The following is a 26137-nucleotide window of genomic DNA, read 5'->3' on the forward strand; positions in this document are numbered from 1 at the left end:
CGGCTCCAGCGCCAATGTGGAATCTGCTCGAATGGATTGGACGGCGACCAGGTGATGGCCTCGGCCTATGCTGCGGAGATGCTGCTTCCGCCAGGTAGGTTGCCCCTAGGCGTCCAAGTTGACAAACGCGACAAACGCGACTAGAGTGAATCTTGTCTCAAACCTGCTTGGGAGATGACCATGCCCACCGCCATTGAATTCATTGCCGATCGTCTTCCGCGCGTCACCGTGGAGGACGTGCGCCGTTTCGCGGATACCGTTGAAATCCGGGACGCCACGGCATTCGCGGCCGAGTTGCAGGCGTTCGTTCACGAGCGCGTGGAAGCGGTGAAACTGCCCGCTAACCTCGCAGGCGAAACGGTGGAGCATGCCCTGGAGCGCAAAGCGGCCGCGCTGCGTGCCGACACGAGTTGGGCACCGACTGAAACCGACGTCCAGCGTGGCCGCGCCGTGCTGCTGGAGGCCTTCAACCAGCCGCACAACCTGCCGCCCGCGGAGTTCGCCAAGCTGGCGGACAAGTCGCGCCAGCAGATCTACAAGGACATCCTCGCCCGTCGGCTGCTGGCGCTGAACGTGGGACCGCGCGGCCAGAAGCTGCCCGACTGGCAGCTCGACCCGGTGAAGCAGCAGTTGACCCAAACCGTGCTTCAGGAGGTCGAGGGCATCGACCCCTGGACGATCTACCGAGCGCTGACCGAACCGCTCGAAGGCTTGGGCGGTCGCTCGCCGGTGGATGCGGTGACGCATGGCACGATCGACGACGTGGCCGAGGCCGTGTTCAACGTGCTGGGCGTTCAGGTGCATTGAGGCAAGACCGCCGTGAGCCGCGAGCTGCCTTCGTTCCTGATCGATGCCGGCGAACTGCTCCAGCATGTGAGCCGTGTCGTCTATCGAGGCAGCAGGCTGTACTATGGCCGCGGTAGCACCAATCGCTACGATGATCCGGCACGGGCCTATGGCGTGCTCTATTTGGGGCGCGACCTGCCCACGGCGCTGATGGAGTCGGTGTTTCACAAGCATCAGTGGCTTGCGGACACGCAACGCTCGATCGCGCTGAAAGAAGTCCAGGCCCGGATGGTGCGCGCGGTGGGCGTGATGGACGACGTGCTCCTGGCCGACCTCACGGCGTCGGGCGTCATGGCGGGCTACTTCGGCCTGAACCTAGAGCAGTTGGCCAGCCGCGACTACACGCACACGCAGCAGGTGTCTGCCCAGGTGCATGCGATGTTCAGCGGCGATGGCCAGCCGCTGTTCGATGGGGTGCTCTATCCGTCGCGCAACAACTATCCCGCCAAGAGCATCGCCCTGTTCGAGCGTGCGGCAGCAAAGGTTGGCGTTGTCGATGACATCGACCTGGTGGACCATGTGGACTGGCCGCACTTCGTTGCCACGTATCGCGTCGGCGTGGAGCCTGACCCCGGCCCGGTGGAACCGGATGACGAAGCGTCATGAAGCACTTTGAAGCCCGCAGCAGAATGAAATGGACCAAACTCGAATAGGCATCCCTCAGTAGCAGGAGACGACCATGAGCATCACGACCCGCATCAGCACTGCAGAACGCCTCGGCCGCGCCCTTGGCCGCGGGTGGCGCGCCTACGCGCGCAGCGAACGTCGGGCGTCAAACTGGTTGGTGTCCAAGGGTGTGCCGTTGGCCGGCGCTGCTGCGCTGCTGTGGGCCGGCAAACTGGCTGTCCTGGGGCTGCTGCTCTACGTTGCTTTCTGGCTGGCCTTGCTGCTGGTCGCGCTGGTGTTTGTGGCCCAGGGGCACGATACCGTCGAATGGGAGCCGCCCGAACCAGAGTGGCGGCACGGCCACGCCGGTTTTGGCCTCTATACCCACGATGAGTATCGGATAGATCCACATGATCCATCTGATGAGACCTAGCGAAGAAGCATGGCACTATTTCTTCTTGCTAGGTGTCGATGCCCACTTCATAGCGCCGCCAAAGGCCATGTCGGCGGCCTTGCCGCCGGCCGCTTTGGCGCCTGCCGTACCGGCAGCAAGCCCTTGCAACATGCCCCCCACGGCGTAGCCCGCCCATCCCAAGGCGGTTACCCAGAACAAGGGCAGCACGATGAACATCGTCGCCATGACGAAATTCAACAGCATGTCTCCGAAGGCATTGTTGAGGCCCATGACCAGATCGAAATTCGTATGCGGCCGGTTCCATCCCCAGCCCCATCCGTAGAGCGCGTCCAGAATGGTGCTGTCGATCCAGCGCGCGAGTTGAAACCAGAAATCCACGAAGAACAGCGCAAACTGCACCACGCTGACCGTCACGAGTGTTTTCAGGTTGTAGGTGCTAACCATGAGCACCACCGGAATGCAGATAACCAGCGCCATCTTCAAGAGCGCCAGCACCATCGGAAGGGCCTGGCGCATTGCATCCATGGAGGGGAAGTAGCCCAACGAGCCCACCGCCAGTCCTACGTCGGCTGCCGCCCGGGTGATGATGTTCGGGTCGGTCATTTCGATCTGGCCACCGTAGTCCGTATAGACGCTGCCTTGGTTCAGCTTCTGCTGCCGCGGTGACGCGATCGCGCGGATCACCGAATCGTCCACGTCGGCCCGGCTCAGGAAGCCAGCCCAGCCCGCCAAGCGATTGAGCAGGCTCGGGTCCACCTGGCCCAGAAGCCGCGCCCGCAGGCCATTGCTGCCGTCGGCCCACCATTGCCTGCAGGTCGGGTAGCCGCCGCCGCTTGCTACCTGCGCGAGCCCTGCATCTCGGTTGCTGTCGTAAGGCCAGTCATCGCGCGGCGTGCTGGAACGATACGTGTCGTAATAGCCGTTCGTGTCCGTGAAGAAGCGCGAGCCGATCCAGGTCACGTCGTGCATCTGCTGCTCATCGAGCTGAGGGCGCTGCATGAATAATTTCGCCCGTGCAGCCCCATAGCAATCCCGCGAGAAATCCGCCACTTCCTGAGCCAGTACCGGGTCGTCGATGCGCGTGGCGTCGATCTCCATGCGCATCTGCCGCAGGTCCGTGCCGCACGGGATTGCCGCCACCGAAGCGCCGGTGACGGCGCGCGAGAGCGCGTGGATGAACGCCCACCACACCGGCACCTTCGCCGACTGGTTGTTGAGCGTGCTGAAAGATTGCGACCAGCCGGTATTCGAGGGCTGCGGCACACTGACCTGACATTGCGCCGAGCGCGAGCTGTCGTACTGGATGGTGTTCAGGTCCACGTCGATGAACGGGATGCCCGCGAACATCACCACCACGATGGCGACGAAGACCCGGTTCTCGATGCGGGCGGCGCTCAGCACGCCTTTATTGCCCTCGTCGGCGCCTTCTGCACGGGCCTTCAACCACTCCTGCACGATGATCGCCACGAAAGGCAGCGCGAAGACGCCGCTGGATACCAGCACGGCCCAGATGCCGTTGTTGACGATCCAGGACACCAGCGTCAGGTAGTACTCTAGGTAGTCGGTCGTGAACAGGGTCATGGCGCCATCTCCCCTCAACCCGCCTGCATCAGCAGGCTGGCTTCCAGCGCCACGATGGCGATGACGCCCGCGATCTCGGTGCGCACCAGGCGGCGCCGCGCCTGGGCGTCGTCCTCACGTTCCAGCAGCCGGCGGCGCATCCAGATCCACCCGTACACCGTCGCCCCGTACAGACACAGCCGCCACACGAAGAAGTAACCCGCAGCGGCGGCGAGCCACCGCTCCCATCCGGCAACGCTGCCGACCAGGTAGATGCCGGCGATGTTGGCCGCGACCGCGGCGGCAACGATCAGCACCGTCCACAGCAGCGCCTTCGCCGCGCGCCGGCTGAACAGCCAGCGCAAGGGGGGCCAAGTCATGCGCGCCGCGCTCATGGCCTGGCTCCTGGATTGCCCTTCTGCAACTGGTCGAGGCGGTCGGGTACCGGATCACCCTCGTAGATGCCGCGCGAGCCTGCCGCGCGCGTGCCGTGCCGCTGGATGATGGCCATCGGTGAGTTGTTTGCCAGCTCGCGGCGCAGCTCCAGCTCCGTCTTCAGGTTGCGGATCTCCTGGTCGAGCGTGTCGCTCTCGTGGTTCACGGCTTCGACCGCGAGTTCGTTGGCTGCGACGTTGGGCTCCTTCTTGCCCGTGAGCAGCGTGCGCTGGAGCAGCAGCGCTTTTTCCAGCACCGACGACAGCGCCACCTCCGACGCGAGGCGCCGCGCCAGAAGGTCCTGGTCCGGCTCGTCGCGCAGCGCCTCGATCACGCCGCGCGTGATTGGCAGCGACGTACTGCCGGCCTCGCGCAGGTTCTCAAAGGTGGTATTGCGCGTGCCGGAAACCAGCTCCTGAAGGACCTCCAGCTTCGCCTCGTACTCTTCCTGGATCAGCGGCGTCAGCCCGACGCCGGGCACCGTCTCGGTCTTGGTGCAGGAGTCGCAGGTGCGCTGCACCTGCTCTCCGAGGACCCGCGTGGCCCATTCGGTCGCCTGCTGCGGCGACGTCCAGGTCTGGCAGGACAGGCTCGCACAACTGGCGGACGCGATGGAGGACGTGTCCGTCACGCCACGACCGTTGACCAGGTTGTAGCCCGCGCGGGTGACGTCGCCGACCACCCGGATGGCGGACTGGCCTGCGCCACCGGCATTGCTGCCACCCACCCATGGCACGCCGTCGTTGCCGCGGCGCGTCTCGGCCTGCTCGACGGCCGACACGGCATCGTTGCTGCTCACGGCATCGCGCAGTGCCATGCCTTCGGCCATCTGACTCCAGCCAAGCTGCCCGCCCGCCGTCTCAGCCATCTTCTCGGCCATGGCGCGACACGTCAGCTTCGAGCGGTCGAAATCCAGCCTTGCCTGCAGCACGCCGTTGGTCAACAGGTTATACAAGCCCGGATCGGCCCGCTGGATGATCAGCGCAGGCAGCGATGCGACCGCGCTGGTCGCGCTCTGGATCACGTTGCTCATGATCTGCTGGAATCCATTCGTGATCCCATTGAGCTGATTGCGCAGCGTGGTCTGGATGCTCATGTCGCCGCAGATCAGGTTGCTGTTCCAGCCCACACCGACGCCGATGGAGCGCATGCCGGCCGCGCGGCCCATGGACACGGCGCTGCCGCCACCGATCGAGTACATGACGTCATCGCCGATGACGGGGCCGCTGTTCTGGTATCCAACCTGCGCCCACGCCAGGCTGCAGACCAGGGCGAGCGCGCCAGCCAGCGGTGTCGGGCGCAACAGGCGGCACGCCCTGGTGGAGAGGTTCATCGGTTCAGGACGCTTCATCGTGGCACCTCAGAGGAAATCGACGCTGCCCAGAAACACCTGGCCACGGCGTTCGCAGCAGGCATAGGGCCGCCACAGCGCCCAGGCGTAATCGCCTTGCTGGGCCTGGGTCAGCGTGCCGCTGTGGGGGAAAACCACGCAGGTGTTCGACAGCCGAGGCGTCAGTTCTTGCCACTTCCCGGTGGAGGCATCGCCTTCGACCAGCGCGCCGGCTGGCCAGTAGCCATCGCGCGCGCTGGCGAGCAGCGGCTGGTACACGTGCAACTGCCCGCGGCGCGTGACGACATCGCCCGCACGCTGGGCGACCACGGCCCCGGATTTGTGGTCGTCGGTCTGGTGCAGGAAACCACCGCGGGGGTACACATTGCCCCAGAGGTTCACGGTGGTACGAGCGCCCACCTCACGCATTCCCGGAATCAGGGCCTCGGGATAGACGGACTCGGGCACGTTGTAGCGCCAGGCCAGCGTATCCAGGGTGCTGAGCAGATACGGCATGAAGGCCGTGCCCGCGCCTTGGCAGAAGTAGCCGGAGGACGAGGCGAACTGGTTGAACACCTCGCCGCCGGGGTGTCCGATGACGTCACTGTTTTTGAATTTGGCGAGGTTGTTTTCGTGGTCTTCGTTGGTGGTGCCGTCGCCGCCCGCCTGGGCCGAGGCGTTCGGCATGCTCATCGCCCGCACTTCGACCCAGGGGTTCTCTCCGGTGTTGCTGTAACTGGAGACGACCGCATCGGGCACGTAGTGCCGGACCTTGGTGGATGTGCGCACCGTGCAGCCCGTCCAGGTGCAATACAGCCAGTAGCAGATGCCCACCACCCGGTACTCCAGGCAGTCCGGCGACATGACGGAGGACACGATGGTGGCGGTGTTCAGGGCGTAGCTGCCCGTGGCACTGACCAGCAGCAGCGAGGCCACGGCGACGCGCAGGCGGCGCAGCAGGTCGAATGGGCGATGGGTCACGGCTGCGTCCTCCGGTGCTGCTCGATGCGGGACACGGCCCGGGCCATGTCAGGCTCGCCATAGACCACATAGCGTTGATCCACCACGACGGCCGGGATGGTGGCGACGCCCAGGCTCCATGCGTCGGTGATGCCTTGGTAGGCGGTGCCGATGCGGCGCTGAAGGTCGGTGCCCCCATGGTTCAGCCGTTGCCGGACGACGGCTACCGCCCGCTCGGAATCGGCTGGCAGATCCGCGGAAAGCTCAGCTTCGAGTCGGGATGCCTGGTCCAACTCGATCAGCCGTTCGCCGCCCATGGTCTTGACCGGGTGGCGACTGTCGGTGACGACCACCACGTCGGCAGCGAAGGTGGCCGGGCTGAACACCGCCAGAGACGCCGGCAGCGCCACGGCCAGGCCAAGGGTTCGCCAGCCTGGTGCGAACCGGGTAAAAGCTCCTGGCATGTCTTGCACCCCGGAAGTTGATCAGGGCCATAGTCAAACGCCGAACCCCATGCGGCCCCAACAAACAATGCGCATTGCGGCCTCCCCGCATACCTGCTTGTGTCGCCGCGAAGAAAAATCGGAGGCCGAAGCCTCCGCGCTGATCAACGAAGCAGTGCAACCCTTACAGCAGGCCGGACTCCGCAAAGGAGAACGGGGCGCCCTGGCCGACGATGATGTGGTCCAGTACCCGCACATCGATGAGTGCCAGCGCAGCTTGCAGTTGCTGGGTCAGCATGCGATCCGCGCTGGACGGCTCGGAGACACCCGAGGGATGCTGGTGGGCGAAGACCACCGCGGCGGCATTCAACTCCAGCACACGCTGCACGACGACACGCGGATAGACCGAAGTCGAGTTGATCGTGCCCCTGAACAACGGCTCGTAGGCCAGCACCTGGTGCATGCTGTCCAGGAACACAGCGGCGAATATCTCATTGGGCTCGGCGACCAGTTTCAGGCGCAGGTACTCCCGCACGGCGGCCGGTCGGCTGAGGCACGGTCCAGCTTTGAAGATCCGTCTCTCCAGCAGCACGATGGCGTGCTGGATGATCCAGTCCTCGTGTTGGGCAGCGATGGCGGAAAGCGAATCCAGGCAGGAGTCATTGACGACGAAAGACATGGCGAACCTCCAGACGGTGAGATCGGAGGGCGCGCGCCCTGGGAGGGCAAGCCCTCCTGGGGAACGAAAAAACTGCATCCATCACCGCGGCAGCGGTGATCGTTCGCGACCAGGATGCGAGGCGAACGGGGTGCGGTCAGCGCAGCGGACTGCGCCGTAGCCTTGAAGACCGGGGCTACCTGGGCATGTCGCCGACGACGTCGGCAGGCATTTCCGATGTGGGTGTGGCGGCGGGATCGCCGGCCGCGAGCATGTCCATGGCCGACAGCAAGGCATCGCCCTCGATCGGACCCTGCAGCAGAATCGCCTTGCCGGTTTCGCGATCGTGCAGCCGCAGCGACGGCGTGGCGGTCACGCCGCTGTTCGTGGCTTCCGCAGTTTGGGTGCGAATCGCCGCGTCGGGCCGCTCGCTCGCGATGCACTGCTCGATGGCTGGCGTAAGGTCGGGGTAGCGCAGGTCCTCGGGCACGCCCTGGCCGTCGCTGCGTGTATGGGCATAGACCCACTCGACGACCTGCCAGAAGGCGGCATGGCCGTTGGCTTCGCCCGCGCATTCCGCCAGGCGCGCTTCCGCGGACGCGGCCGGCTCATGCGCGGCCAACGGCAGGTGATGCCATTGCAAGGCCACGTCCGCATTGCCGGCCACCCAACGCTTGATTACTGGGAGATAGGACCGGCAGAACGGGCATTCGAGGTCCGCGTAGAGCGTCAGCGTGAAACGGCCTGCCGGGTTGCCCATCTGCCACGGAGGCCCAGCCACCTGCGTCTCGCTGGCCGGCGCTGAAGTCTGAGGCGTGGACTCGCCAGGCAAGCGGGACACGATCCAGATCAGCATCAGCGAAAGCAGCGCGGCGGCCAACGCCCAGGGCCAGCGGGGCCGCCAGCGCCGACGGCGGAACGCCTGGACCTGCATCGGAATGGAAGGACGTTTCTGTTCCATGGCGTTCTCCGGCTTACGAAAGTTCCAAGGCGGGCGACTCGATGCCGCGTGCCTGGTCGATCTTCTCGGCCACCTTGAAGGCGGCTTCCAGCTCGGTGCAACCGTATTGCTGCATGAGCTGGTAGCGCTCGGCCTTCTCCTCGGGCTCGGTCTGCGCGAGCGCGAGGTAAAGGCTCGGCGGCACGGCGCGGAACAACACCTCCATGCTTTTGGAGAGGATGACACCCTCGGTGAACTTGCCTGCCTCTTTGCGCGCCGAGAGCATCAATGCCTTCTGCGCGGGCGAGAGTTCGCGGAACCGAGCGATCTTTTCCACTTCGTCCGGCGGCATCGACAGGCACAACCACCACTCAATCATGTTGAGCATGGGCTCCGCGGCGCGCGGCAGGTCGTCGATATTTTGTGTAGCCAACCAGTACCAGGCCCCTAGCTTGCGCCACATTTTTGTGATTTTTACTACGTAGGGTGCAAGCAGCGGGTTCTTGGTGATGATGTGACCTTCGTCGGTCACGTTGATGATCGGACGGCCCAGGTACTGGTCGCGCTCGGCGATGTTGTTCACCGTGCTGATCAGGCTGATGTAGGCGATGGAGAGCTGCGCGTTGTAGCCTTCGCGCGCATAGGTCGCGAGATCCACCAGGGTGATGTCGGCCTCGGGCCACGGCGTGCCGTCGCGGTCGAACATCTCGCCGTCCGTGCCTTGGCAGAACATGTCCATCGCGTCCGCCATCTCCAGCAGCCGCACGCGCCGCATCTCGGGCAGCGTCGGGGCCTGGCCGCGCGTGCGTAGCGCGTTGCGCACGTCGCGCGTGAGCACGGTGCGCTTCTCGCTACCACCTCCACCGTGGCAGTGCTCGGCGGCGTCGAGAATGCACTGGCGGATCAGCGAGCGATCGGCCCGCGTCATCCGCGCTTCTTCCTTGTCCTCACCGCCCGTGATCATCAGGCGCGCCGTGATCTCCAGTTCGCCCAAGACGTCGCGCTGCTCGTCCGCCTCCATGGCCGAGGCATCCGGTGGCAAGTCTTCGTCCAGCGCGTCGGCATCGAGTGTCTGCACGTCGCTGGGCGTCTCGATCAGCCGGCGTGCGTCAGCGAATGGCGCCAGGGTCACGCCCGAGCCCGGGGCCAGCTTGACCCGGTTCACGGTCAGGCCCAGGCGCCTGGCGAAGTCGCTGAACAAGCCGAAGCTGTTGCCGGCTTCCACGATAAAGAGGCGCGGCCGATAAATGGCCGTGACCTGGTTCAGCAGGTTGTTGAGCGTGGCGCTCTTGCCCGAGCCCGTCGGGCCGAACAGGAACAGGTGGGCATTCATCTGCCTGTCCAACCTGTTGAGCGGATCGAAGGTGATCGGTCCGCCGCCACGGTTGAACATCGTGATGCCGGGATGCCCCGTACCCTGGGCACGGCCCCATACCGGCGACAGGTTCGCCGCGTGCTGGGCGAACATCAGTTGCGTGTACCACCGGCGCCGATCCTTGCCGGGGTTGTAGCAGCACGGCAGCCAGCGCAGGTAGCTGTTGAGCGGCGCCACCTCGTCGTCCTCTCGCACTGGTTGCAAGCCGGCGTTGAGCATCACGTTCGTGAGGTCCAGGCCGCGCCGGTCCAGTTCCGCCTCGTCGCGCCCGCGCAGGTAGAACGCCAGCGTGCCCCGGTAGAGCTTGTGCGCGCTGCCGATCAGGGAGCGGGCCTCGTTCACGTCCTTGAGCGTCTGCTCCGACGCCAGCGTCTCGCCCACGGCCTTCTTCGCCAGGTGGTTCAGATCCGATTCAAGGACGTCCTGGGGCGTGGCGACCATCGTGAGACAAAGCAAGGTGTCTTCCGGCATCTGGTCGAACAGCGTGTTGATCGCATCGCCCTTGCGGGTCTCGCCGGTCAGGTGTCCCGTGCCGGGCGGCATGCGCAGCCGGTCGGTGATCAGCACACGGTGCGGCATGCCGTCGAAGTACCAGGTGCCGTGCTCCACGTCAGAGCGTGGCTGGCCGAAGAACAGCCGCTGGCTGAAATCCTGCCCACTCGCCAACTCGATCTCGCCGGCCTCGGTCTCGTCGGGGTAGCGCGCCAGTGCGTAGAAGCGCTCCCGGTCCTCTGTACTGGGCCCGAGCATCGCGGGGCGCGGATTGAACCACCGCAGCAGCCAGTCGTGAACGTCCGCCGCGACCATGCGCCGTGCCTGGATGCCGGCGTTCGCCAGCCCGCCGCACAGGCGGTCGCAGACGATGTTCAGCATCTGTTCGGGCGTCTGGCCGCGGCGGCTTGCCTGCCCGGTGGCACGGCGATAGACCACCATGCGCACGCGCCGCGTCTGCCCGCGCCAGCGCAGACGGGTAACCACCGTGTCCTCGAACAGGCCGCCCGGCTTGGCTACCGCGCGCAGGTGGTGACGGAAGAAGCGCAGGTAGAACTCGGTGAATGCCGTGCCGCGGGCGCGTGGCTGCACGTAGTCGCACAGGGTCTGCATGTATTGGTCAAAGCTCGGTTCGTCCTGTGCGTATAGCTGGAGCACCCAGGGGTTCTCGTCCAGTTCATCGAAGCTGTCCTGGAGCGCGTTTTCCAGGGCGTCGCGGGCATGCGCGAGCCAGCCAGGCTCCCGGCCCTCGGTGCCCAGCGGCACCAGCTCGAAGAAGGCGGCTACGGATTGACCGTCCTCCAACAGCATGGCCTTCGACTCGGGCAAGAATTCCACCCAGGGCAGCAGTTCCACGAAGGACGGGGCGACGCCGTACAGCGCCTGCTCCTCGGCCACGGTCGCCGGCCTGCGGCCCTGCACCGGGGCGCCGGGTTCGGGGATGCCGGCCTGCTGCAAGGCTTCGACGTGGCGCTGCCAGCCGTCCGGCTGCTCATCGCCGGCCGGGCCGCTGATGCCGGCGCCCGCCAGCTTCGGCCAGGGAAGTTTCCACCGCATCAGTAGGCCTCCACGCGCTCGCCTGGCATGGCGTACTGGATGCGCTGGTACAGGGGGAAGACCGTGGTGTAGCCCGGAACCGGCACCGGGTCCGTGCCCGCCAGGTGCGGATACACGTACATGACGAGATCGGGATTGGGCAGGCGCTGGAACTGGTGATGGACCTCGTTGCGCGCGGTGCGCGTATAGCGCATCTGCTCGGCAGGCGCGGCCTGCATGTCGGCGTCGGTCAGCGGCCGACGCAGGCTCTGGCGCGCATCGAGCAGTTGGCGGCCGGCATTCCGTCCGGCTGCGCCACCGCCGTCGCCGGCCTCCTGCTGCCAGATGTCCATCATCGTGCGGTCACCGTGGGTCAGCAGCTTTTCCTTGCTGGTGGCGCAGCCGCCGAGCGCCGCGACGGCGAGGACCAGCGCCAGGCCACGGGCCAAGCTATTCAAGTTCGAGTGCATGGCTTTCTCCTGCGCGGTGATCGACCTTGCGGCCTTCGGGATCGAAGTCGATGGCGAGCGGCTTTTCGAGGTGAACGGCGACCTTCGCGCCGGGCTGGACATAGACGGCGGCGAACGCTTGGCCGTAGAGCTTGTTGACCCAAGCCGACATGTCCCGCACGCCGCCCGCGAGAATTTGGCCGACCGCTTCCTGGCCGCTGATACCCACGGTGCCGATGGAGCCGTCCGAGCCGACATAGGACATGCGCCCGCTGTCGCTCTCGATGAGCGAGGCCACGCCGGCACCGGCCGCGGTGATCAGGGCTTGCGAGCCGAGGTATTGCTGGGCGTTGCTGCGCCGCTCGCCGCTGACGCAGGGAATGCCGTAGGGATCGCTGATCCAGCCCAAGCCATCGCGCTGCTGGTTGTTCTGCTGGTTTCCTTCGCGGTCTTCGGGAATCGTGCGGATCGTGCCGTCGTTGAAGACGAACGTGATGCTGCGCACCTGGCCGCGCACGCACGAAAGCGTCCAGTCGCCCGATGCGGTGCCGCTGAACACGGCGCCGGCCACGTCGGGAACCTCGATGCCATTGGCGGTCAGGTTGTCCGGCCCGACCAGCACTTTGAACGGATACGGATCGTTGACCGTGCCGTCGATCGGCACACGCCCGATCAGCGCGGTCATCGCGACCGAGCCCATGAGCGTGGAGTTCGTGGGGACGGTATAGACGGGCTTCGCGGCTTTGACCCCGGCGGCGCGCGCGTCCGCGTTCGCCACGATCTCAGCCGTGGTTTCCAGCGTGCGTTGCGCGGGGCCGAAGCTCGTCGGGAAGCTCATGCCGCCAGCCGTGCCGCGGCCCCCGTTGCGTCCCTCGGCAGGCTTCGCGTCATCCGGTTCAACCCAGCGCATGCCGCCTTCCATCCCGACCTCGTCCCCCCCCTGCAGCCCCAGGCCCACGGGCAGATCGGCATGGCTGCCGCCACGCCCGCCAATGCTGTCCAGGCGCCGCTGCAGATCGGCGAGCAGCCCCTCGGTCTGCTGGCGCTCGCTGGCCGCCTGCTGCTGGTCGCGCCGCAGGTTGGAGCGTTCGGACTCCAGCGCAGAGTTGATGCGCTGGTCGATCGAGTTCTCGCGCTGACGCAGCCGCTGGTTCTCCTCACGCTGGGACTTGTTGTCCGAGAGCGCCGTCTGAAGCTCGGTGCGCAACTGCTTCACCTGCGCCACCAGGGTCGCCACGGTGTCGCGCGGGGTATCGCCCTCGATGCCCAGTGCTTTCATTTCTTCGGGCGTGAGCCGGGCGCTGGCATCGCCAGCGGGTGGCGCCGACGTGCTGCCGCCCGAGAACAGCCGGATGCCGACGAACAGCACCAGCAGCGCGACCGGGATCATCAGCCACTTGAGCAGGCCGTTACTGCGCATGGTCGGCCTCCTTGCTTTCGGTGGCTTCGGCTTCTGGTTGCGGCAGATGCACGGCTGGATCGAAACGATGAATGGCCGGCAGCAGCGACTGCGCCAGGCCGCGCCCGCGCGTCACCAGGTACAGGACGGTCGTGTCCTCGGGCGTTCCGCGCGGACCCAGCGCCTCGTGCTGGAAGGTCGCGGTGAGGAAGTCGCCTTGCAGCACACGCGGATCAAGGTTGACCCAGCCGGAGCTGGTGTTGGTGAGGCGCACGGCCGTCACCCATTGGTCTTCCAGACGCCACGACGCGAGCGCCACCGCGCGAGCGGGCAATGTCGGCATCAACGTGCCGAGGTCCATGTCGCGCCGCAGATTGACGCGCATGACGCCCGGCAGTGGCTCCACGGTGCGCAGCGGCGCGTAAAGGTTCTGCGCGGCGAAGCGTGTCAGGACAACCGGAACCGGGGTTTCGCGCCGCACCGGCCGCACACCCGGCTGGTCTTGGCCACGCGCGGGAGGCTCCGCACCGTCAAGCTGCTCGCCATAGCGCGGGGGGGTACTGTTGCCCTCGACGATGCGCACTGGCTCCAGTTCGGCTTCCCCGTCCTTGGGCGACTCGGCCGCGATGTCCAGCAAAATCAGCGCGCCGGTGTCGGCGTCCTGCAATTGCAGCCGCGTGGGCTCAATCGGCTCGTTGGCGCGCAGGTACACCGCGCCGCCCGCACTCTGTACGCGCAGGCGTTCGCCGAGGCCCGCGGGCACGCCCACACGCACGTTCCGGTCGATGAACACGATGCGCTCCTGGCCGACCTTCAGCGGCACCGCCAGCGGCATGCGTTCCCAGCGCAGGATTTCCACCGCCTGGGCAACGGGTGCCGCGGCCACGGCCAGCAGCCCCAGCAGCGCGAGTACAGGGTGCTTCATGGGGTGGTTCCTCCTTGAGGAGCTTGCGGAGACAGGCCACTTGGCGCCGAGCGCGTCGGTTCCGGGGCGTTGATGCGCTGGGGCGTGCCGTCGTAGCAGTCGAGTGCCAGGCCGAAGGGGTTGCGCGCGGGGTCGATGTCCACCTTGGTGACTTTCACGGGGTAGCGCACCAGGGCGCGCTTGACTTGTTCCGCGCCGTAGTACTCGTCCGCGGTGATGTCCAGCGTCACCACCCAGTCGCGATCGGAGATCGTGCGCACGCGCGCCGTAGGGTCGTCGCCGTAGCCGCGGCCAGGGATTTCGTAGATGCCGCGCACGCGCTGGCGCAGCTCGCCCGTGCTGCGGCGGTAGTCGTAGTCCGCGCGCAGGAAGGCCTGGCAGGACGGGGTGAGGTACGGCGAGAGCGTGTGAAGGTTGCGCGGGTAGTCCTCTTCGCCATTGGTCGGCCATCGGTTGAGGGTCTGGAACACGTAGAACGTGAACGCATAGACCGATTCGGGCGGCACCTCCCACCACTTGCGGGTGCTGCCCGAGCGCAGGTCAGGCGGGACGTGGATGGTCAGGTCGCGCGGCGCGCTCCACCAGCCGCCACCCATGACCAGGGCGACGATGACCAGGGCACCGGCACCCAGGCGAAGCGTCCTGATGTGCGCCTGCAGGTGGGTGATCTCGTTCTTGAAGCGGCTCATCGTGCGCTCCTTGAAGCAGACCGCCGGGTGGTCCAGAAGCCGGAGCGCGAGATCAGCACATGGCCACCGACCCAGCCCGCCATCAGCGGATGGCGCGTGGCGATGCGCCATTGCAATTGCCGATACAGCCAGGTGTCGGGGCGCCCGCGCTTGAGGCGGCGCAGGATGCCGCCGCCGATGAACACGCCCAGCGCCACGCCCAGGACGACGAACGTCGGTGCCAGCGCGATCGTGCGGAACACCCAGGACAGCGGCGTGCCGACCAGCAGGCCGGCGGCACCGGACAGGCCGCAGCAGATCCACAGTTCGTCGGCGGTGAGGCCCCGCACAACCACGGGATGGCGATTGAGCCGGTTCGGAAGGAACGTGACCGTCCCGTCCGCGCGGACGTGCTGCTGCTCGGACATAGCGGCCTCGCTTACAGGATGCCGGTGGCTTCGGTGAGCAGCCAGATGCCGATCACGAGCAGGACGGCGCCGATGGCGACCGTGAGGCCGAACTGGCCCCACGTCTTGCGGCCAGTGTGGATTTCCGCGTAAGTGCCGTAGGCGTGGTAGCAGACGCCGATGAACATCGATGCCACCACCAGCAGGGCCACGAGCATGATGATGTCGTAGCCGTAGTTGCGGATGGTCTCCATGATGCCGTTGCCGGTGCCGCGCGTCGGGTTCTCCAACTGCGGCAGACCTTGTGCGAACGACAGCGCCGGCAGAGCGGCGGCGCCCAGGGCCACGGCGGCGCGCTGAGCAAAGCGGGAGGTGAGGATGCGGTTGTGCATGGTCGGGCCTTTCAGGTCAGGACAGGAGGAAGAAACTCAGGACGAGGTACATCGCGACGAAGCGGATGCAGACGCCGAGGAACTGGCGCTGGTTGAGGCGGCTCTCGGACCACCCCACGTAGGCCGTTCGGATGGCCCAGACGCCCCACACGAGCAGGACCGCGAACACGGCGCCGACCAGGACGGTCGCCATCGCCGAAGGCGCGATGCCGCTGTTGGCTTGAAATGCCGAGACCTGGGCGCCGTTCATTGCTCGCCCTCCGCAGTCGTCTTCGGCGATGGCGAAGCGGCCCGCTCGGTGCGGTAGTCGCCGGCCAGTTCGGAGGGGTCGCGCGGCTGAGCGCGTGATGGCGTCAGGTGGAACTGGATGCCGGCGCGCACGCGCGCCAAGTCAGCCAGCAGCCGCGGGTAGTCGAAGTGGTAGCGCTCGCCCGGCGTGATGGGGGTATGCGCGGCGCTGTCCGCGACGGTGCGTTCCAGCGCGTCGAGCTGGCGCAGCGCGGCGACCAACTCCTGGCGCTGCGCCGGGGACTCGGCCAACGCCATCGGGGACTGGCCCAGCACGAGGGCCATCACGAGAAAAGTGGGCACGCCGCGATGCGCGGCGCGCAGCCAGATCGAAGCCACCATCGCGCCATTCCTGTGTGATCAGCAATGGGTTGATCGTGGAGATCAGGGCTGTTTTAGGCCGCAAACAATAGGAACCCGCGCACGACCGGATTGATGGTCTAGAGGTACTTTTTGAAGCTGCCCGCGGTCAGGCTCACGGCCAGTCCCAGCAAGGCTGCGCTGGGCAGCAGGATCACCAGCGGATGCACCGAGATCGGCAGCGCCAGGTAGGTGACCCAGGGCAGCACGGCCAGGGGCATCAGGCTGGCCTTCGCGCGGTGGTAGATGAAGCCGGATTCGCGGCCCGCGCCGAACCGGCGCACATCCCGTCGCACCAGGCCGTCGATCAGGCCGACGAATGCCGCAGTGAGGATCAGCGGCAGCGTGAGCACCAGGACCAGCAGGCGCACAAGGAAAGTCAGCGTCGTGAAGGCCGCGGCGACCAGGTAGCTCTCGGCCCAGACATAGGCCTGGCTGATGTAGTAGCGGAAGTTGTGCGTCTGCTCGTGGCTGGGCGCACGGGCGCGCTCGGCGGTCCGGCTCATGCGCTCCAGCAACCCCGAGCGCACGAACACCCATTCGTAGCCGGTATCCACCAGCTCGTGCGCCGTGCGCCCCGGCTCCTGTACGACCACACTGCGCGTAAAGTGGTTGGAGAGGTGTCCCAGCTCGTACTGCAACATCTGCTGGGAGTGGCGCCAGCCCTGATCCTTCCAGAACAGGTGCATGCCGACGCACTCGACCAGGATGGAGAACAGCAGCGAGCCGATCAGTACGCCGAGCAGCCGGAACGGCAAGGTGATGGTGCCGACGATCAGGCCTTGGCGCTGGTTCTGCTCCCGTTGCGCGGTCGAGGCGGCGTCCTTCATGGCGCGGCCTCGTCGGTGCGCTGGTCGGTATCGGTGGATACCGCGCCAGGCTCGACCGGAGCAGCATCATCCAGCAGGTCATCGGGCAAGGCTGCATCCTGCAGGTTCGGGGAACTGGTGAACTCCCACCACTGAGTGGCCTCGCTGTAGCTCTGGCGCATGTACCCGGCCAGTTGCTGCAAGTCCGCCGGCATCACCTCATCCGGGTCCGGCGCCGGCAGCGGCATGCGCACCTTCCAAAGCTGACCGCCCTGCAGCAGCGCGAAGCACTGGCCCTTGGGCAGGCCGACGACGTGCGACGGCTCGATCATCGGCACGCTGGACATGCTGATGCGGTCCTGAGTGTTCGATGTGAAATCCGTCGCGCCACGGATGTCCGAGCTGTCGGTCGCGCCGGAGACGATGGTGGTGGTATAGACCTCGACATTCGGCAACTGCCTCGTCAGCAGTTCGGCGGTGGCCGTCTCGCGCACGCGCAGCATGAACAGGTTGTTGAAGTTGCCGATCACCTGGCCGGCCTTCGCACGGTTGCCGATGCGGGCCTCGATGTCCGAGAGGGTCTGCGTGTACGCCGTGACCTGCAGCCCGGCACCGCCGCCTTTGTTGATCAGCGGCACGAATTCGTCACCCATGAGTTCATTGAATTCGTCCGCATGGACATTGATCGGCACGCGAGCACCAGCCGATGCGCCCGGCAGGCCGTCGTCGATTCCGTGCTTGTAGATGTGGCCGGCGACCGAGACGAGATCGCTGAACATCGAGTTGCCGACCGCTGCGGCGACCTCGGCATCAGACAGCGCATCCAGGCCGACATAGACGACGGCGCGCTTCCTGATCACCTGCATCCAGTCGAAGATCGGCCGTGGGTCGGCCAGGTCGGAGTAGTTCGGCGCCAGGAGCTGGGCGATCTTGCCGCTGGTGAGCTTTTCCAGCAGAGGCAGGAGGCTGGCGACGATCTTGTCGAAGTAGGTCTTGTCGTAGCGGACCGCTGAGCGCAGTCCGTCGAGTACCGGGTCGTAGTTGCGGGCCTGGCTCAGGTACTGCTCCAGCGCCACGACGCGCTTCTCGCGCCCGATCATGTTCCTGGGTATGTTCTTCTCGTTGAGCTTGGCCTCGATCTGGACGATCACCTCCCAGGCCTTGGGCTCCGTCTTGGCAAAGTAGTGCTGGGCGTACTCGATGAACAGCGCGTCGATGTTGATGACGTGGCGCTGGATCAGCATGTAGTCCGGGCGCTGCCCCAGTTCCACCAGGGCGCGAGCGATGATGTTCACGAAGCGCCATGCGAACTCGCGGAACGCCGCGCTGTTGCCTTCGCCGGAGAGCTGCCCCGCGATGCGTGTCGCCACTTCCGAGATCCGACCGAAGCGGCCCACGGCGTTGTAGCGGGCGCTGATTTCCGGCCAGCCCAAGTGGAAGATGTAGAACTCGCCTTCGCGGCCAGCGCGCTGGGCTTCGACGTACATCCGCTTCAAGAGATCGGCATCCCCCTTGGGATCGATGACGATGACGACCTCATGCTCGCCCGCGGCGTTCTTACGCCGGATGTCCTGGGTAACGAACAACTCGGCCAGACGCGTCTTGCCCACCCGCGTGGTGCCCAGCACCAGCGAGTGCCCGACGCGCTCGCCCAGCGGCAGGCTGACGTCCACTTCGTCGGGTTCGATGCCGTGCAGCCTTGGCAGGCCTCCCACAGGCGGCAACGGGCGCACGGGGTTGAAAGGCACGTCCCAGCCGGTGAGCTTCGGCAGGCGCGAGAGCGGCAACGGCGCGAACTCCAGCCGTTCCTCCAGGCGCCTGGTCAGCCGGTAGGCCGGCGTATGCTCGACGTAGCGGCGGAACTCGGGCCGGTACGTCTGCATCAGCCGATGCGTGTGCTTCTGCTCCCAGAGAAAGCCGCGCCCCACGAATAGGCGCTGCTGGCTGACCGGCACGTCCTTGCTGGTCATCACGTACCGCGGCAGACGGCGGATGTTGCGCCGGTAGCGCAGGATGATGCGGGCATCGCGGTAGCGGATCGCGCCGTAGGCGCCGAACGCCAAGGCGCTGCCGATGCCCATGGCCGGGCTCAGCGCGAGCGACCATGGGGCCACCAGGCACAGAAACGCGGCGCCTGCACACGCCGCGACGGTGTATAGCTCCACCGCTGGGCGTAGCAGAACCTCGACCGGCTGTTTGCCTGACATGGCTTCATTGCTCGATGCCGGTGGCCGTGATCAGCGCCGGGTAGTGCCGCAGGCCCAGGCGATCGGCCAGGTCGTCGCCGGCCACGGGCGCGAGCGGTACGCCAGGCACCAGAGCGCGCAGCCGTGCCAGGCCCTGCGCGGTCTCGACGTTGACCACCAAGCCGACCGCGCTGCGTTCACGCAAAGCGGCGGCGCGGCGCTGCAACCAGACCCGGGAAGCCTCGTCGTCGCCGATGACCGCGAACGGCCGCAGGCCGGGCGCTTCGATCACGCGCCGCGCGACGGTGCCGGGCGTGAGCTTGCTGCTGCGCACCGGCAGCATCGCGGCTTCGTCCGCTGGCGTGGCGGGAACCCGGGGCGTCGGGATGGGTGGGCGGGCCGGCGCGTTGGCGCGCGGCTGGAGGTTCAGGGCTTCGTAGTACGGCAATGCCGACGTGCCGCCGCGGTCTTCGACCACGATCAGCGGCTCGCCGGCACGCGAGGCCAGCGGCAGGCCTGCCAGCAGTACGAGAAGGCTCGTCAACGTGATGTTGGTCCGATGGGTTGTCGTCATGGGGAGGTCTCCTGGCGCGCGGCGAGTACCGCGGCGGTTGAGCGCGGGCCCTGCACACGCGCGAGGTGGCGCGACACGCTGCGCCGATAGCGGGCGGCGGGCTCGCCGCCTGCGGGGCGGTGGTAGCGGCCGATCGCCAGCAGCCATTCCTCGCCGGGGGTGTGTTGCTCCTTCAGGATCTCGGCGGCAACGGCCAGGTTGCGATACGGGTCCAGCAAGTCGCACGCGCCGGTAAAGCGGTGCTTGTGGTAGCCGAGGTTGATCTGGCCCAGGCCCGCGTCAATGCGCGTGTGCGGCGTGGCGCGCATCGCCTGCTGCAGGCCAGCGCAGGCGTCGGCGCGCGTGGCGAAGCGGCGCGACTGGCCGGCGACGTTGAGGGACCACGGCCACGGCACCAGGCGCCCGTTGCGCCGGATGCCGCTCTCCTGCAAGGCCACGGCGTAGAGCACGGTCGAGGGGATGCCTGCGCGCTGGGCGGCAAGCTGGTATGCCGGTGGCGGAACCTCCTGGGCCAGGGCGGCACCGGCATACAGGCCGGCAGCGAGCACCAGTGCGCGCAGGGGCATGGCTACGGCTGGCGCTGCCATTGGCCGTTCACTTCGCGCACGGCGGCGGGCAGATCGCCGGGCAGGCCCAGCGACAGCCAGCGGCCGCCGTCGTGGTTCAGCGTGATGCTGCCGGCGCGCACGCGCGCCGGGTCAATCTGCGCGCGCTTGGCCCAGTCGCGGATGCGCGCGTCATCCTGGCGGCTGCCGACCATGTACACATCGAACGCGGTGCCTGAGGATTGCAGGCGCTGCACGAGCTGCCCGCAAGCCGCGCAACCGTCCTTGACGAACACGGCCATGCGCCCGCTGCCGCCCGTGGCGACGGCGCTTGGCTTGTCGTCGGGCAGGTTCACGCGCTGCATGCCAGGGTTCAGGCGCTGCCAGGCCTCGTCGTAGGCGCGCTGGTAGGCGAGCAGCTTCTCGACGCGGCGCGCCTCGACCTGCACCTGCAGCTCCGCGTAGCGCCGCCGTTCTTCGTCGGTGCGCGCCTCGATGCCCAGGGCGGACAGCGGGTCCAGGTTGGGCGACTGGATGCCCAGTCGCCCGTCCATCAGCTCGCGGTAGCGCGCCCATTCCTGCGGTTGCAGACCCCATTCGCTGGCCGCCCGATCGTCCAGGGAGCGGGCGACCGTTGGCCGCTCCTGGCTCTGCGCGTTGCGGGCGGGCACCGTAGCGGGCTGCTGCGCCGAGGCGGGCAAATGCGTCGCCAGCAGGAGCGCGGAAACGATGATCGATGGCTTCATGGTGCCGGCTCCTGTCAGGGAATTGCCACGCGGCGGGTCTGGTCGCCGGCCTGAAACACCGCGGTGTTGCCTTCGACCGCCTGCAAGCGCCATGGGCCGACCGAATCGCCCGGCAGCAGCACCTGAAGCTGGTCGGGCGCGAAGTCCCCGTCATTCGGTGCGACGGACACGCTGCGCTGACCGGCCCGCAGTTCAGCGCCAGCGACGTGGAACGGCAGCGGCGGTGGTTCGGGCCTGGCCGCAGTGGGTTGGTTCTGTGGACGCGGCCGGGCCGATGCAGCGGTTCGCGTCGCCGTCTGGCGCGCCTTGATCTGCTCGACGTCCGCGCGCAGCGCCTGGAGGTCGTCTGCCGCAGCATGGCCGCTCAGCCCCTGCTCGACCTGGGCGATGCGCGCCTCCAGGGCATGGCGGGTGTCCTGCAGGCCTGCGGCGGTGGCGGCCGCGGGCCGCTGCTGCAGGTCCTGAGTGGTCTCGGCCAGTCCGGTCGTCTGCGCTTCAAGGCGTTGCAGGCGGGCATCGAGTCTCTCCTGCTCCGCCGGGTTGCTCATCGTCTGGTGGCCCAGGACCACCAGCACGCTGAGGCAGATCAGCCATAGCCACACCAGGCTCTGCATCACCACTGCGGCAGTTGGACGCCGGGGAGATTGCGGCGTGTTCATGGCTGGCCTCCTGAAACCGAAGGCGCCAGCGGGACCGTCTGCACCGTTTCCGCAGTGGGCGACTCGGAAATCGGCTCGCCGCCTGCGTCGCGGCCAGGCCGCTCGAAGCAGACCTGCCGCGCCCGGTCATCCGCGTGCAGCTCCCAGGCCGGGCCGGCCAGGGTGAGCAGCGCATCGCGTAAGGTCATGGGGCCTAGATGCAGATGTGCCGCCGGCAGCGGCAACGCGTACAGCTCGATCACGGCATGGATGGTCTGGCAAAGGCCGTAGCCGCTGCGCTTGAGCACATGCCGCAGCCCGTCGCCCACCGTGGCGCGGGCGTCCTCGGGCATGGCGACATCGATGGTCTGCAGCAGCAGGTCGCGCTGCGCCGCCATCGGCGCCAGTTCTACGAGGGTGTAGCGGCCATAACGCGCGACGGGCACGAACTCGGGCATTGCCGGCCTGGGCGCGTGCGAAACCTCTTCGACGGCTTCGGGCGCTTGCGGCACCGGAGTAGTCGCGCAGCCGCTGGCCAGCACTGCGGCCAGGAGACCGGCGCCGGCCAGGTGCCGGGATACAGGAATTGCGGGCATGGCATCGGCTCTTCTGTGGTGATGCCGATACCTTGGCGGCGCGCGGTTGCGCGGTCAGCCAGGAATGCGAACTGGGGGTTGCCCGTTTTTTAGGGAGGTGGGCCGGATGCCGTCCGCGTATCGTCCAGGTAGTACAGGAAGTGCAGCCGTTGTTGCGATCGCAGATTTGCGGCGAAACCATGCCCCGACACCTCTCGGAGGTTCTGAACGGATGCGAAGGCATGGGCACGCTGAATGTGCGTGGCACAGACCTGCGCCCCGAGCTGCCCCACACGAGCCCCGAGGTGCTGCGCAAGGCGCTGTACCGCCAGCCGTAGCCGACCCTCAGCATGTCGGTGACCAAACTGGCCCGGGATGCTGATTCCAACCGATGAAGCGAAACTAAAATCCCGCAGGATCGGGCGTCACAACCGGCATGCAGCGAACTTCTCCCCTAGCATGGCCGCCAGGTTCAGGCTAGACGAAGCTCAGATGTGCATGCTGTTGGTTGAGGATAACGAACGAAGTGGCGCGGGGATCGTTGTCAGGTCGCAAGGGCACGGTGTGCTCGATATCGGCCTGCGCGATCGCGACGGCATGGGACTGTTGTACGGCGGCAGGCTGCTGCTGGCATCCCGGCAGGGAGGAGGCCTGATCGCAGAGGTCCCTATGCCGGTCGGCGAATCACCCTTCACCGGAGCATGACCATGGGGACGGCGCTGTACGTTGGCCCGATCGCGCTTCCGTGGTCCTTGCTGATGGCGGTGGCGGCCGCGGCGCTCGGCATGGTCGTTGGTGTGTCCTGGGGCCGACGCCAAGGTGTTGAGGTGGCGGCATTGGCCTGGCGGGTGTTGTTGGTCACGATCGTGGTCTCCCGGCTGGCCTTCGTTTACTCGTACCGCGATGCCTACCTGCAGGCGCCGCTGGATATCCTCGACATCCGCGACGGTGGGTGGAACGGCCAGATCGGTGTGATTGCGGGCTGGTTCTACGCCACGACGCTGGATCGCGACAGGCATTCGCAGTCGCGCAAGCCGCTGCTGGCCGGCCTGGGCGTTGCTACCGTCGCATGGGTGATCGGCTCCGTGAGCCTTCAGTGGAACATGCACAGCGACATCCGCATCCCCGCGGGGGCGGCACTTACCCTGGAGGGCACGAGCGTCGAACTGCAATCCTTCGCGGGAAAGCCAATGGTCGTCAACCTATGGGCCACCTGGTGCCCGCCATGCCGGCGCGAGATGCCGTTGCTGCAACAGGCACAGGCGGACTACCCGCACGCATACTTCGTCTTTTTGAACCAGGGCGAGGCCGCCGAGAGGGTGCAGAGCTTTCTCGTCGGGATGAAGCTTACGCTGCACCATGTGCTGCTCGACCCGAAGGGCCAGGCTACCGCCAGTGTCGGCGGGCAGGCGGCATTGCCCACGACGCTCTTCTTCGACGCTCAGGGTCGCCTGATCTCGCGGTACATCGGCGAGCTTTCCCACGAAACCCTGGCGCAAGGCCTGGCTGGAATCGGGATTGAGCGCTGAAACGCTTGCTGTGCCTGCGTGCGCGTGCGCTCGGGCGGATTTCTCCGCCGGATCGCGGCGTGAGCTGGAAGCATGAGGTCAGCCAGGAATGCGAACTGGGGGTTGCCGACGAGGTGATCGGAACTGGAGCTGCGGTGCGTGCGGCAATGCGCGAGCGCCCCCGATATCCACCATCTGAAAGGGCCTGGATAAAACGCCGCTGTGCAAAACTACCTGCTAGATGGTAGATTACGGGGCGGTATCCGTTTTCGCAGGGCTTCCGGCCTCAATTTCCCACCCAAGGAGATCCCATGACCACCTCTCTCAACGGCATCGACGTCGACGGCTTCCGGCAGTTCGCCGAAGGCATCCGCCAGAACCCCGACAACGCAATTGCCAGGTTCGAGGTCAACACGCGCTGGGACGGCCAGACCCGTTCCGCCACGACCGTCAAGTCCTACGACCTGTGCGGTAAGACCCATGCGCGCGACTTCACCATCACGGCCGACGAACCCGCCGAACTGCTGGGCACCAATACCTCGCCCAACCCGCAGGAGCTGCTCATGGCGGCCCTCAATGCGTGCATGACCGTGGGCTACGTCGCCAATGCCGCCGCCAAGGGTGTGACGGTGCGGTCGCTGGAGATCCAGACGGTCGGCGAACTGGATCTACGTGGCTTCCTGGGGCTGGATGCGAACGTCAACCCCGGCTACGACGAGGTCAAGTACATCGTGCGCATCGACGCCGATGGCACGCCCGAGCAGATGGAGGAGATCCACCGCGCCGTCATCGATACCTCGCCGAACTTCTCGAACTTCGCCAAGGCCGTGCGCATGGTGCCCGAGCTAGTCCTCGTGGAGAAACCATAAGGTCCATGGCGATCACATCGCTTGCGACGGGACTGCGAGGTTGAACCCGCCAGTCCTTTCGCTCGTGCCTGACAGTCCTCAACGAAAGAGTGCTCAATGAAAATCGTCAAAGTGGACATCTGGTCCGACTTCGTTTGCCCCTGGTGCTGGATCGCCAAGCGCCGCTTCGACCAGGCCGTGGAGCAACTGGCCGGGCAGATCCAGGTGGAAGTGAGCAGCCGCGCATACCGGATCGCGCGGGGCATGGCACCCATGGACTTCGCCTCGGCGCTCAGGATGAAGTTCGGCAGCGAAAGCGGAGCACGCCAGATGATGGCGGCGGTCACCGCCCACGGCGCCAGGGAGGGCCTGGCCTACAACTTCGGCACCATGCGCTTCGGCGATACCGCGGACGCCCACGCGCTGGTCAAGAGCCTGCCCACACAGGCGTCGCGCCAACGTCTGATCGAAGCTCTCTCCAAAGCCAGCATCACCGATGGCAAAGACATCTTCAACCGCGACGAGCTGCGGGCCATCGCGGCGCAAGCCGGTCTGTCCGACGCGGAATGGGCCGACCTGGACTTCGAGCGCGTGCGCGAGGTCGAGCACGACGAGATGCAGGCCAATGCCATCGCCAATGGCGTGCCGCTGTTTGTCTTCAACGACAAACTGTACCTGTCAGGCGCGCAACCGACCGAAACGTTCGTGGCGGCGCTGACGCAGGCGGGCGCCTCATCCCCCGAGCCGGTGGCCGCGGCGGCGGACGGCGCCGCTTGCGGTCCCGATGCCTGCCAGATCTGAAGACAAGAGGCGTTTGAAGCCAGTATGGGCGATCCCCACATGCCCCAGGAAACTGGGCAACCGGCCGGCCAGGGCCCACTCGCGGTCGCGCTGGCGGTCTGCGCCATGCTGGCGTTCGCCGCCAACTCCCTGCTGGCCAGGCTGGCGTTTCAGACCACCATCATCGACCCGGCCACGTTCACCTTTGTGCGGCTGGCCTGCGGCGCCGGCGTGTTGTGGTTGCTGGTCCTGGCAGGTCCGCATGGCCGGCGTCCGGGGTTCAAGGCGTCCTGGGCGTCCGCGGTGCTGCTGTTCGTGTATGCCGCAGCCTTCTCGTTCGCCTATCGCGGCATCGACACCGGGGCGGGCGCCCTGGTGCTGTTCGCCTGCGCACAACTGACCATGATCCTCTACGGCGTGGCGCGGGGCGAGCGCACGAACGTGCTGGGGCTGCTGCTGGCCACCGGCGGCCTGATCGCCTTTCTTGCGCCCGGCGCATCGGCTCCGCCGCTGCTGCCCGCGCTGCTGATGGCGCTCGCCGGTATCGCCTGGGGTGGGTTCTCCCTTCTGGGGCGCGGCAGCAACGCACCCGTGGGAAGCACCGCCAGCAGCTTCATCTGGGCCGTGCCGCTGGCGGGTGTCCTGCTGTTCGCCTCGCCAGGCGGCCTCCGGGCGGATGGGGCTGGACTAGGCTACGCCGCGCTCTCCGGCGCATTGGCTTCTGCGCTGGGCTACGCCATCTGGTACTGGGTGCGCGTACGTATGACGGCGATCGCCGCCGGCTCGCTGCAACTGTCCGTGCCCGTGCTCAGCGCCTTGCTGGGCATGCTGGTCCTGGGCGAACATCTCGCTCTGCGCAGCTGGCTGGCCGGTGCCGTGGTGCTGCTCGGCGTCGTGATCACCACCCGATCGAGTTCGCTTCGCCAGGCGCAGCCGCAGCGCTGA

Annotated in this window: 32 protein-coding genes; 9 read left to right on the forward strand and 23 right to left on the reverse strand. The window is 66.8% G+C overall.

Going from position 1 to position 26137, the window contains the following annotated elements:
* Positions 1–180: 180 nt before the first annotated feature.
* The 3 genes from B2246_RS02015 to B2246_RS02025 all read left to right on the forward strand — a co-directional run bounded on the left by B2246_RS02015 (position 181) and on the right by B2246_RS02025 (position 1885).
* A complete protein-coding gene (locus B2246_RS02015; RefSeq protein WP_029043920.1) occupies positions 181–807 on the forward strand; it encodes a hypothetical protein in 627 nt (208 codons plus the stop codon).
* 12 nt (positions 808–819) lie between these two features.
* Positions 820–1452 (forward strand): RES family NAD+ phosphorylase, encoded by a 633-nt coding sequence (locus B2246_RS02020; protein WP_020204506.1) that lies wholly within the window; start codon positions 820–822, stop codon positions 1450–1452.
* Positions 1453–1525: 73 nt separating this feature from the next.
* The gene (locus tag B2246_RS02025) at positions 1526–1885 is read left to right on the forward strand and encodes a DUF3742 family protein (protein ID WP_020204507.1); all 360 of its coding nucleotides are present in this window, start codon (positions 1526–1528) and stop codon (positions 1883–1885) included.
* A 15-nt stretch (positions 1886–1900) separates the two neighbouring features.
* On the opposite strand, the gene B2246_RS02030 is transcribed toward B2246_RS02025, so the two are convergent.
* The 23 genes from B2246_RS02030 to B2246_RS02140 all read right to left on the reverse strand — a co-directional run bounded on the left by B2246_RS02030 (position 1901) and on the right by B2246_RS02140 (position 22077).
* On the reverse strand, positions 1901–3448 hold the full coding sequence (locus B2246_RS02030) for a conjugal transfer protein TraG N-terminal domain-containing protein (RefSeq protein ID WP_286881748.1): 1548 nt from the start codon (positions 3446–3448) through the stop codon (positions 1901–1903).
* A 14-nt stretch (positions 3449–3462) separates the two neighbouring features.
* Positions 3463–3822: a hypothetical protein gene (locus B2246_RS02035; protein ID WP_020204509.1), complete on the reverse strand. Its 360-nt coding sequence runs from the start codon at positions 3820–3822 to the stop codon at positions 3463–3465.
* Positions 3819–5213, reverse strand: a complete 1395-nt coding sequence (locus B2246_RS02040) for an integrating conjugative element protein (protein ID WP_029043921.1) — start codon at positions 5211–5213, stop codon at positions 3819–3821. Before B2246_RS02040 ends, B2246_RS02035 begins: the two co-directional genes overlap by 4 nt.
* Positions 5214–5222: 9 nt before the next feature.
* Positions 5223–6173, reverse strand: coding sequence for a TIGR03756 family integrating conjugative element protein (locus B2246_RS02045; protein WP_020204511.1), 951 nt, complete (start codon positions 6171–6173; stop codon positions 5223–5225).
* Positions 6170–6616, reverse strand: a complete 447-nt coding sequence (locus tag B2246_RS02050; RefSeq protein WP_029043922.1) for a TIGR03757 family integrating conjugative element protein — start codon at positions 6614–6616, stop codon at positions 6170–6172. The genes B2246_RS02045 and B2246_RS02050 overlap by 4 nt, the downstream gene beginning before the upstream one ends.
* A gap of 163 nt (positions 6617–6779) precedes the next feature.
* Complete coding sequence (locus B2246_RS02055) at positions 6780–7274, reverse strand: JAB domain-containing protein (protein WP_020204513.1); 495 nt, start codon at positions 7272–7274, stop codon at positions 6780–6782.
* Positions 7275–7449: 175 nt separating this feature from the next.
* Positions 7450–8214, reverse strand: a complete 765-nt coding sequence (locus tag B2246_RS02060) for a DsbA family protein (RefSeq protein WP_021195316.1) — start codon at positions 8212–8214, stop codon at positions 7450–7452.
* Between the two features lie 13 nt (positions 8215–8227).
* Positions 8228–11116, reverse strand: a complete 2889-nt coding sequence (locus B2246_RS02065) for a conjugative transfer ATPase (protein ID WP_021195315.1) — start codon at positions 11114–11116, stop codon at positions 8228–8230.
* Complete coding sequence (locus tag B2246_RS02070; protein ID WP_031329484.1) at positions 11116–11565, reverse strand: TIGR03751 family conjugal transfer lipoprotein; 450 nt, start codon at positions 11563–11565, stop codon at positions 11116–11118. The genes B2246_RS02065 and B2246_RS02070 overlap by 1 nt, the downstream gene beginning before the upstream one ends.
* Positions 11546–12964, reverse strand: a complete 1419-nt coding sequence (locus B2246_RS02075) for a TIGR03752 family integrating conjugative element protein (protein WP_021195313.1) — start codon at positions 12962–12964, stop codon at positions 11546–11548. Before B2246_RS02075 ends, B2246_RS02070 begins: the two co-directional genes overlap by 20 nt.
* Positions 12954–13868: a TIGR03749 family integrating conjugative element protein gene (locus B2246_RS02080; RefSeq protein WP_020207102.1), complete on the reverse strand. Its 915-nt coding sequence runs from the start codon at positions 13866–13868 to the stop codon at positions 12954–12956. Before B2246_RS02080 ends, B2246_RS02075 begins: the two co-directional genes overlap by 11 nt.
* Positions 13865–14557: a PFL_4703 family integrating conjugative element protein gene (locus B2246_RS02085; protein ID WP_020207103.1), complete on the reverse strand. Its 693-nt coding sequence runs from the start codon at positions 14555–14557 to the stop codon at positions 13865–13867. Before B2246_RS02085 ends, B2246_RS02080 begins: the two co-directional genes overlap by 4 nt.
* The gene (locus B2246_RS02090; RefSeq protein WP_021195312.1) at positions 14554–14964 is read right to left on the reverse strand and encodes a TIGR03750 family conjugal transfer protein; all 411 of its coding nucleotides are present in this window, start codon (positions 14962–14964) and stop codon (positions 14554–14556) included. Before B2246_RS02090 ends, B2246_RS02085 begins: the two co-directional genes overlap by 4 nt.
* A gap of 11 nt (positions 14965–14975) precedes the next feature.
* Complete coding sequence (locus B2246_RS02095; RefSeq protein WP_021195311.1) at positions 14976–15335, reverse strand: TIGR03745 family integrating conjugative element membrane protein; 360 nt, start codon at positions 15333–15335, stop codon at positions 14976–14978.
* A gap of 16 nt (positions 15336–15351) precedes the next feature.
* Positions 15352–15585 carry a TIGR03758 family integrating conjugative element protein gene (locus B2246_RS02100; RefSeq protein ID WP_003821106.1) on the reverse strand — a complete coding sequence of 78 codons (234 nt, stop codon included), beginning with the start codon at positions 15583–15585 and terminating at the stop codon, positions 15352–15354.
* Positions 15582–15965: an RAQPRD family integrative conjugative element protein gene (locus B2246_RS02105; RefSeq protein ID WP_041106340.1), complete on the reverse strand. Its 384-nt coding sequence runs from the start codon at positions 15963–15965 to the stop codon at positions 15582–15584. The genes B2246_RS02100 and B2246_RS02105 overlap by 4 nt, the downstream gene beginning before the upstream one ends.
* 98 nt (positions 15966–16063) lie before the next feature.
* Positions 16064–16813, reverse strand: a complete 750-nt coding sequence (locus B2246_RS02110) for a TIGR03747 family integrating conjugative element membrane protein (protein WP_041106338.1) — start codon at positions 16811–16813, stop codon at positions 16064–16066.
* Positions 16810–18999 carry a type IV conjugative transfer system coupling protein TraD gene (gene traD / locus B2246_RS02115; RefSeq protein ID WP_029044392.1) on the reverse strand — a complete coding sequence of 730 codons (2190 nt, stop codon included), beginning with the start codon at positions 18997–18999 and terminating at the stop codon, positions 16810–16812. Before traD ends, B2246_RS02110 begins: the two co-directional genes overlap by 4 nt.
* Before the next feature lie 4 nt (positions 19000–19003).
* Positions 19004–19552 carry an integrating conjugative element protein gene (locus tag B2246_RS02120; protein ID WP_041106336.1) on the reverse strand — a complete coding sequence of 183 codons (549 nt, stop codon included), beginning with the start codon at positions 19550–19552 and terminating at the stop codon, positions 19004–19006.
* The gene (locus B2246_RS02125; protein ID WP_029044393.1) at positions 19549–20139 is read right to left on the reverse strand and encodes a transglycosylase SLT domain-containing protein; all 591 of its coding nucleotides are present in this window, start codon (positions 20137–20139) and stop codon (positions 19549–19551) included. The genes B2246_RS02120 and B2246_RS02125 overlap by 4 nt, the downstream gene beginning before the upstream one ends.
* On the reverse strand, positions 20121–20843 hold the full coding sequence (locus B2246_RS02130; protein WP_020206710.1) for a TIGR03759 family integrating conjugative element protein: 723 nt from the start codon (positions 20841–20843) through the stop codon (positions 20121–20123). The genes B2246_RS02125 and B2246_RS02130 overlap by 19 nt, the downstream gene beginning before the upstream one ends.
* Before the next feature lie 14 nt (positions 20844–20857).
* Positions 20858–21502: a hypothetical protein gene (locus tag B2246_RS02135; protein WP_029044394.1), complete on the reverse strand. Its 645-nt coding sequence runs from the start codon at positions 21500–21502 to the stop codon at positions 20858–20860.
* Positions 21499–22077, reverse strand: a complete 579-nt coding sequence (locus B2246_RS02140) for a PilL N-terminal domain-containing protein (RefSeq protein WP_029044395.1) — start codon at positions 22075–22077, stop codon at positions 21499–21501. Before B2246_RS02140 ends, B2246_RS02135 begins: the two co-directional genes overlap by 4 nt.
* Before the next feature lie 179 nt (positions 22078–22256).
* Here B2246_RS02140 and B2246_RS02145 point away from each other — a divergent pair, with 179 nt between their 5' ends.
* From B2246_RS02145 to B2246_RS02170, 6 genes are all read left to right on the forward strand, one after another.
* A complete protein-coding gene (locus tag B2246_RS02145) occupies positions 22257–22394 on the forward strand; it encodes a hypothetical protein (RefSeq protein WP_155888385.1) in 138 nt (45 codons plus the stop codon).
* A gap of 37 nt (positions 22395–22431) precedes the next feature.
* Complete coding sequence (locus B2246_RS02150; protein WP_139047971.1) at positions 22432–22761, forward strand: hypothetical protein; 330 nt, start codon at positions 22432–22434, stop codon at positions 22759–22761.
* 2 nt (positions 22762–22763) lie between these two features.
* Positions 22764–23585 (forward strand): TlpA family protein disulfide reductase, encoded by an 822-nt coding sequence (locus B2246_RS02155; RefSeq protein ID WP_029044396.1) that lies wholly within the window; start codon positions 22764–22766, stop codon positions 23583–23585.
* Between the two features lie 290 nt (positions 23586–23875).
* Positions 23876–24433, forward strand: a complete 558-nt coding sequence (locus B2246_RS02160; protein ID WP_020206716.1) for an OsmC family protein — start codon at positions 23876–23878, stop codon at positions 24431–24433.
* A 96-nt stretch (positions 24434–24529) separates the two neighbouring features.
* Positions 24530–25213, forward strand: coding sequence for a DsbA family oxidoreductase (locus B2246_RS02165; RefSeq protein ID WP_020206717.1), 684 nt, complete (start codon positions 24530–24532; stop codon positions 25211–25213).
* A gap of 39 nt (positions 25214–25252) precedes the next feature.
* Positions 25253–26137: a DMT family transporter gene (locus tag B2246_RS02170; protein WP_199861596.1), complete on the forward strand. Its 885-nt coding sequence runs from the start codon at positions 25253–25255 to the stop codon at positions 26135–26137.

The sequence above is a fragment of the Cupriavidus sp. UBA2010 genome (genome assembly GCF_002335265.1).
Taxonomy (GTDB): Bacteria; Pseudomonadota; Gammaproteobacteria; order Burkholderiales; family Burkholderiaceae; genus Cupriavidus; species Cupriavidus metallidurans.

Excerpts from the sequence above, each read along its gene's own strand:
- B2246_RS02110 (WP_041106338.1), bottom strand. The coding sequence starts at position 16,813 with ATGAAGGACGCCGCCTCGACCGCGCAACGGGAGCAGAACCAGCGCCAA.
- B2246_RS02060 (WP_021195316.1), bottom strand. The coding sequence starts at position 8,214 with ATGGAACAGAAACGTCCTTCCATTCCGATGCAGGTCCAGGCGTTCCGC.
- B2246_RS02025 (WP_020204507.1), top strand. The coding sequence starts at position 1,526 with ATGAGCATCACGACCCGCATCAGCACTGCAGAACGCCTCGGCCGCGCC.
- B2246_RS02035 (WP_020204509.1), bottom strand. The coding sequence starts at position 3,822 with ATGAGCGCGGCGCGCATGACTTGGCCCCCCTTGCGCTGGCTGTTCAGC.
- B2246_RS02040 (WP_029043921.1), bottom strand. The coding sequence starts at position 5,213 with ATGAAGCGTCCTGAACCGATGAACCTCTCCACCAGGGCGTGCCGCCTG.
- B2246_RS02105 (WP_041106340.1), bottom strand. The coding sequence starts at position 15,965 with ATGGTGGCTTCGATCTGGCTGCGCGCCGCGCATCGCGGCGTGCCCACT.
- B2246_RS02135 (WP_029044394.1), bottom strand. The coding sequence starts at position 21,502 with ATGAACACGCCGCAATCTCCCCGGCGTCCAACTGCCGCAGTGGTGATG.
- B2246_RS02095 (WP_021195311.1), bottom strand. The coding sequence starts at position 15,335 with ATGCACAACCGCATCCTCACCTCCCGCTTTGCTCAGCGCGCCGCCGTG.
- B2246_RS02055 (WP_020204513.1), bottom strand. The coding sequence starts at position 7,274 with ATGTCTTTCGTCGTCAATGACTCCTGCCTGGATTCGCTTTCCGCCATC.
- B2246_RS02080 (WP_020207102.1), bottom strand. The coding sequence starts at position 13,868 with ATGAAGCACCCTGTACTCGCGCTGCTGGGGCTGCTGGCCGTGGCCGCG.
- B2246_RS02145 (WP_155888385.1), top strand. The coding sequence starts at position 22,257 with ATGCCCCGACACCTCTCGGAGGTTCTGAACGGATGCGAAGGCATGGGC.
- B2246_RS02085 (WP_020207103.1), bottom strand. The coding sequence starts at position 14,557 with ATGAGCCGCTTCAAGAACGAGATCACCCACCTGCAGGCGCACATCAGG.
- B2246_RS02130 (WP_020206710.1), bottom strand. The coding sequence starts at position 20,843 with ATGAAGCCATCGATCATCGTTTCCGCGCTCCTGCTGGCGACGCATTTG.
- B2246_RS02165 (WP_020206717.1), top strand. The coding sequence starts at position 24,530 with ATGAAAATCGTCAAAGTGGACATCTGGTCCGACTTCGTTTGCCCCTGG.
- B2246_RS02050 (WP_029043922.1), bottom strand. The coding sequence starts at position 6,616 with ATGCCAGGAGCTTTTACCCGGTTCGCACCAGGCTGGCGAACCCTTGGC.
- B2246_RS02070 (WP_031329484.1), bottom strand. The coding sequence starts at position 11,565 with ATGCACTCGAACTTGAATAGCTTGGCCCGTGGCCTGGCGCTGGTCCTC.
- B2246_RS02140 (WP_029044395.1), bottom strand. The coding sequence starts at position 22,077 with ATGCCCGCAATTCCTGTATCCCGGCACCTGGCCGGCGCCGGTCTCCTG.
- B2246_RS02100 (WP_003821106.1), bottom strand. The coding sequence starts at position 15,585 with ATGAACGGCGCCCAGGTCTCGGCATTTCAAGCCAACAGCGGCATCGCG.
- B2246_RS02120 (WP_041106336.1), bottom strand. The coding sequence starts at position 19,552 with ATGACGACAACCCATCGGACCAACATCACGTTGACGAGCCTTCTCGTA.
- B2246_RS02160 (WP_020206716.1), top strand. The coding sequence starts at position 23,876 with ATGACCACCTCTCTCAACGGCATCGACGTCGACGGCTTCCGGCAGTTC.
- B2246_RS02150 (WP_139047971.1), top strand. The coding sequence starts at position 22,432 with ATGCTGATTCCAACCGATGAAGCGAAACTAAAATCCCGCAGGATCGGG.
- B2246_RS02155 (WP_029044396.1), top strand. The coding sequence starts at position 22,764 with ATGGGGACGGCGCTGTACGTTGGCCCGATCGCGCTTCCGTGGTCCTTG.
- B2246_RS02015 (WP_029043920.1), top strand. The coding sequence starts at position 181 with ATGCCCACCGCCATTGAATTCATTGCCGATCGTCTTCCGCGCGTCACC.
- B2246_RS02090 (WP_021195312.1), bottom strand. The coding sequence starts at position 14,964 with ATGTCCGAGCAGCAGCACGTCCGCGCGGACGGGACGGTCACGTTCCTT.
- B2246_RS02030 (WP_286881748.1), bottom strand. The coding sequence starts at position 3,448 with ATGACCCTGTTCACGACCGACTACCTAGAGTACTACCTGACGCTGGTG.
- traD (WP_029044392.1), bottom strand. The coding sequence starts at position 18,999 with ATGTCAGGCAAACAGCCGGTCGAGGTTCTGCTACGCCCAGCGGTGGAG.
- B2246_RS02125 (WP_029044393.1), bottom strand. The coding sequence starts at position 20,139 with ATGGCAGCGCCAGCCGTAGCCATGCCCCTGCGCGCACTGGTGCTCGCT.
- B2246_RS02075 (WP_021195313.1), bottom strand. The coding sequence starts at position 12,964 with ATGCGCAGTAACGGCCTGCTCAAGTGGCTGATGATCCCGGTCGCGCTG.
- B2246_RS02065 (WP_021195315.1), bottom strand. The coding sequence starts at position 11,116 with ATGCGGTGGAAACTTCCCTGGCCGAAGCTGGCGGGCGCCGGCATCAGC.
- B2246_RS02170 (WP_199861596.1), top strand. The coding sequence starts at position 25,253 with ATGCCCCAGGAAACTGGGCAACCGGCCGGCCAGGGCCCACTCGCGGTC.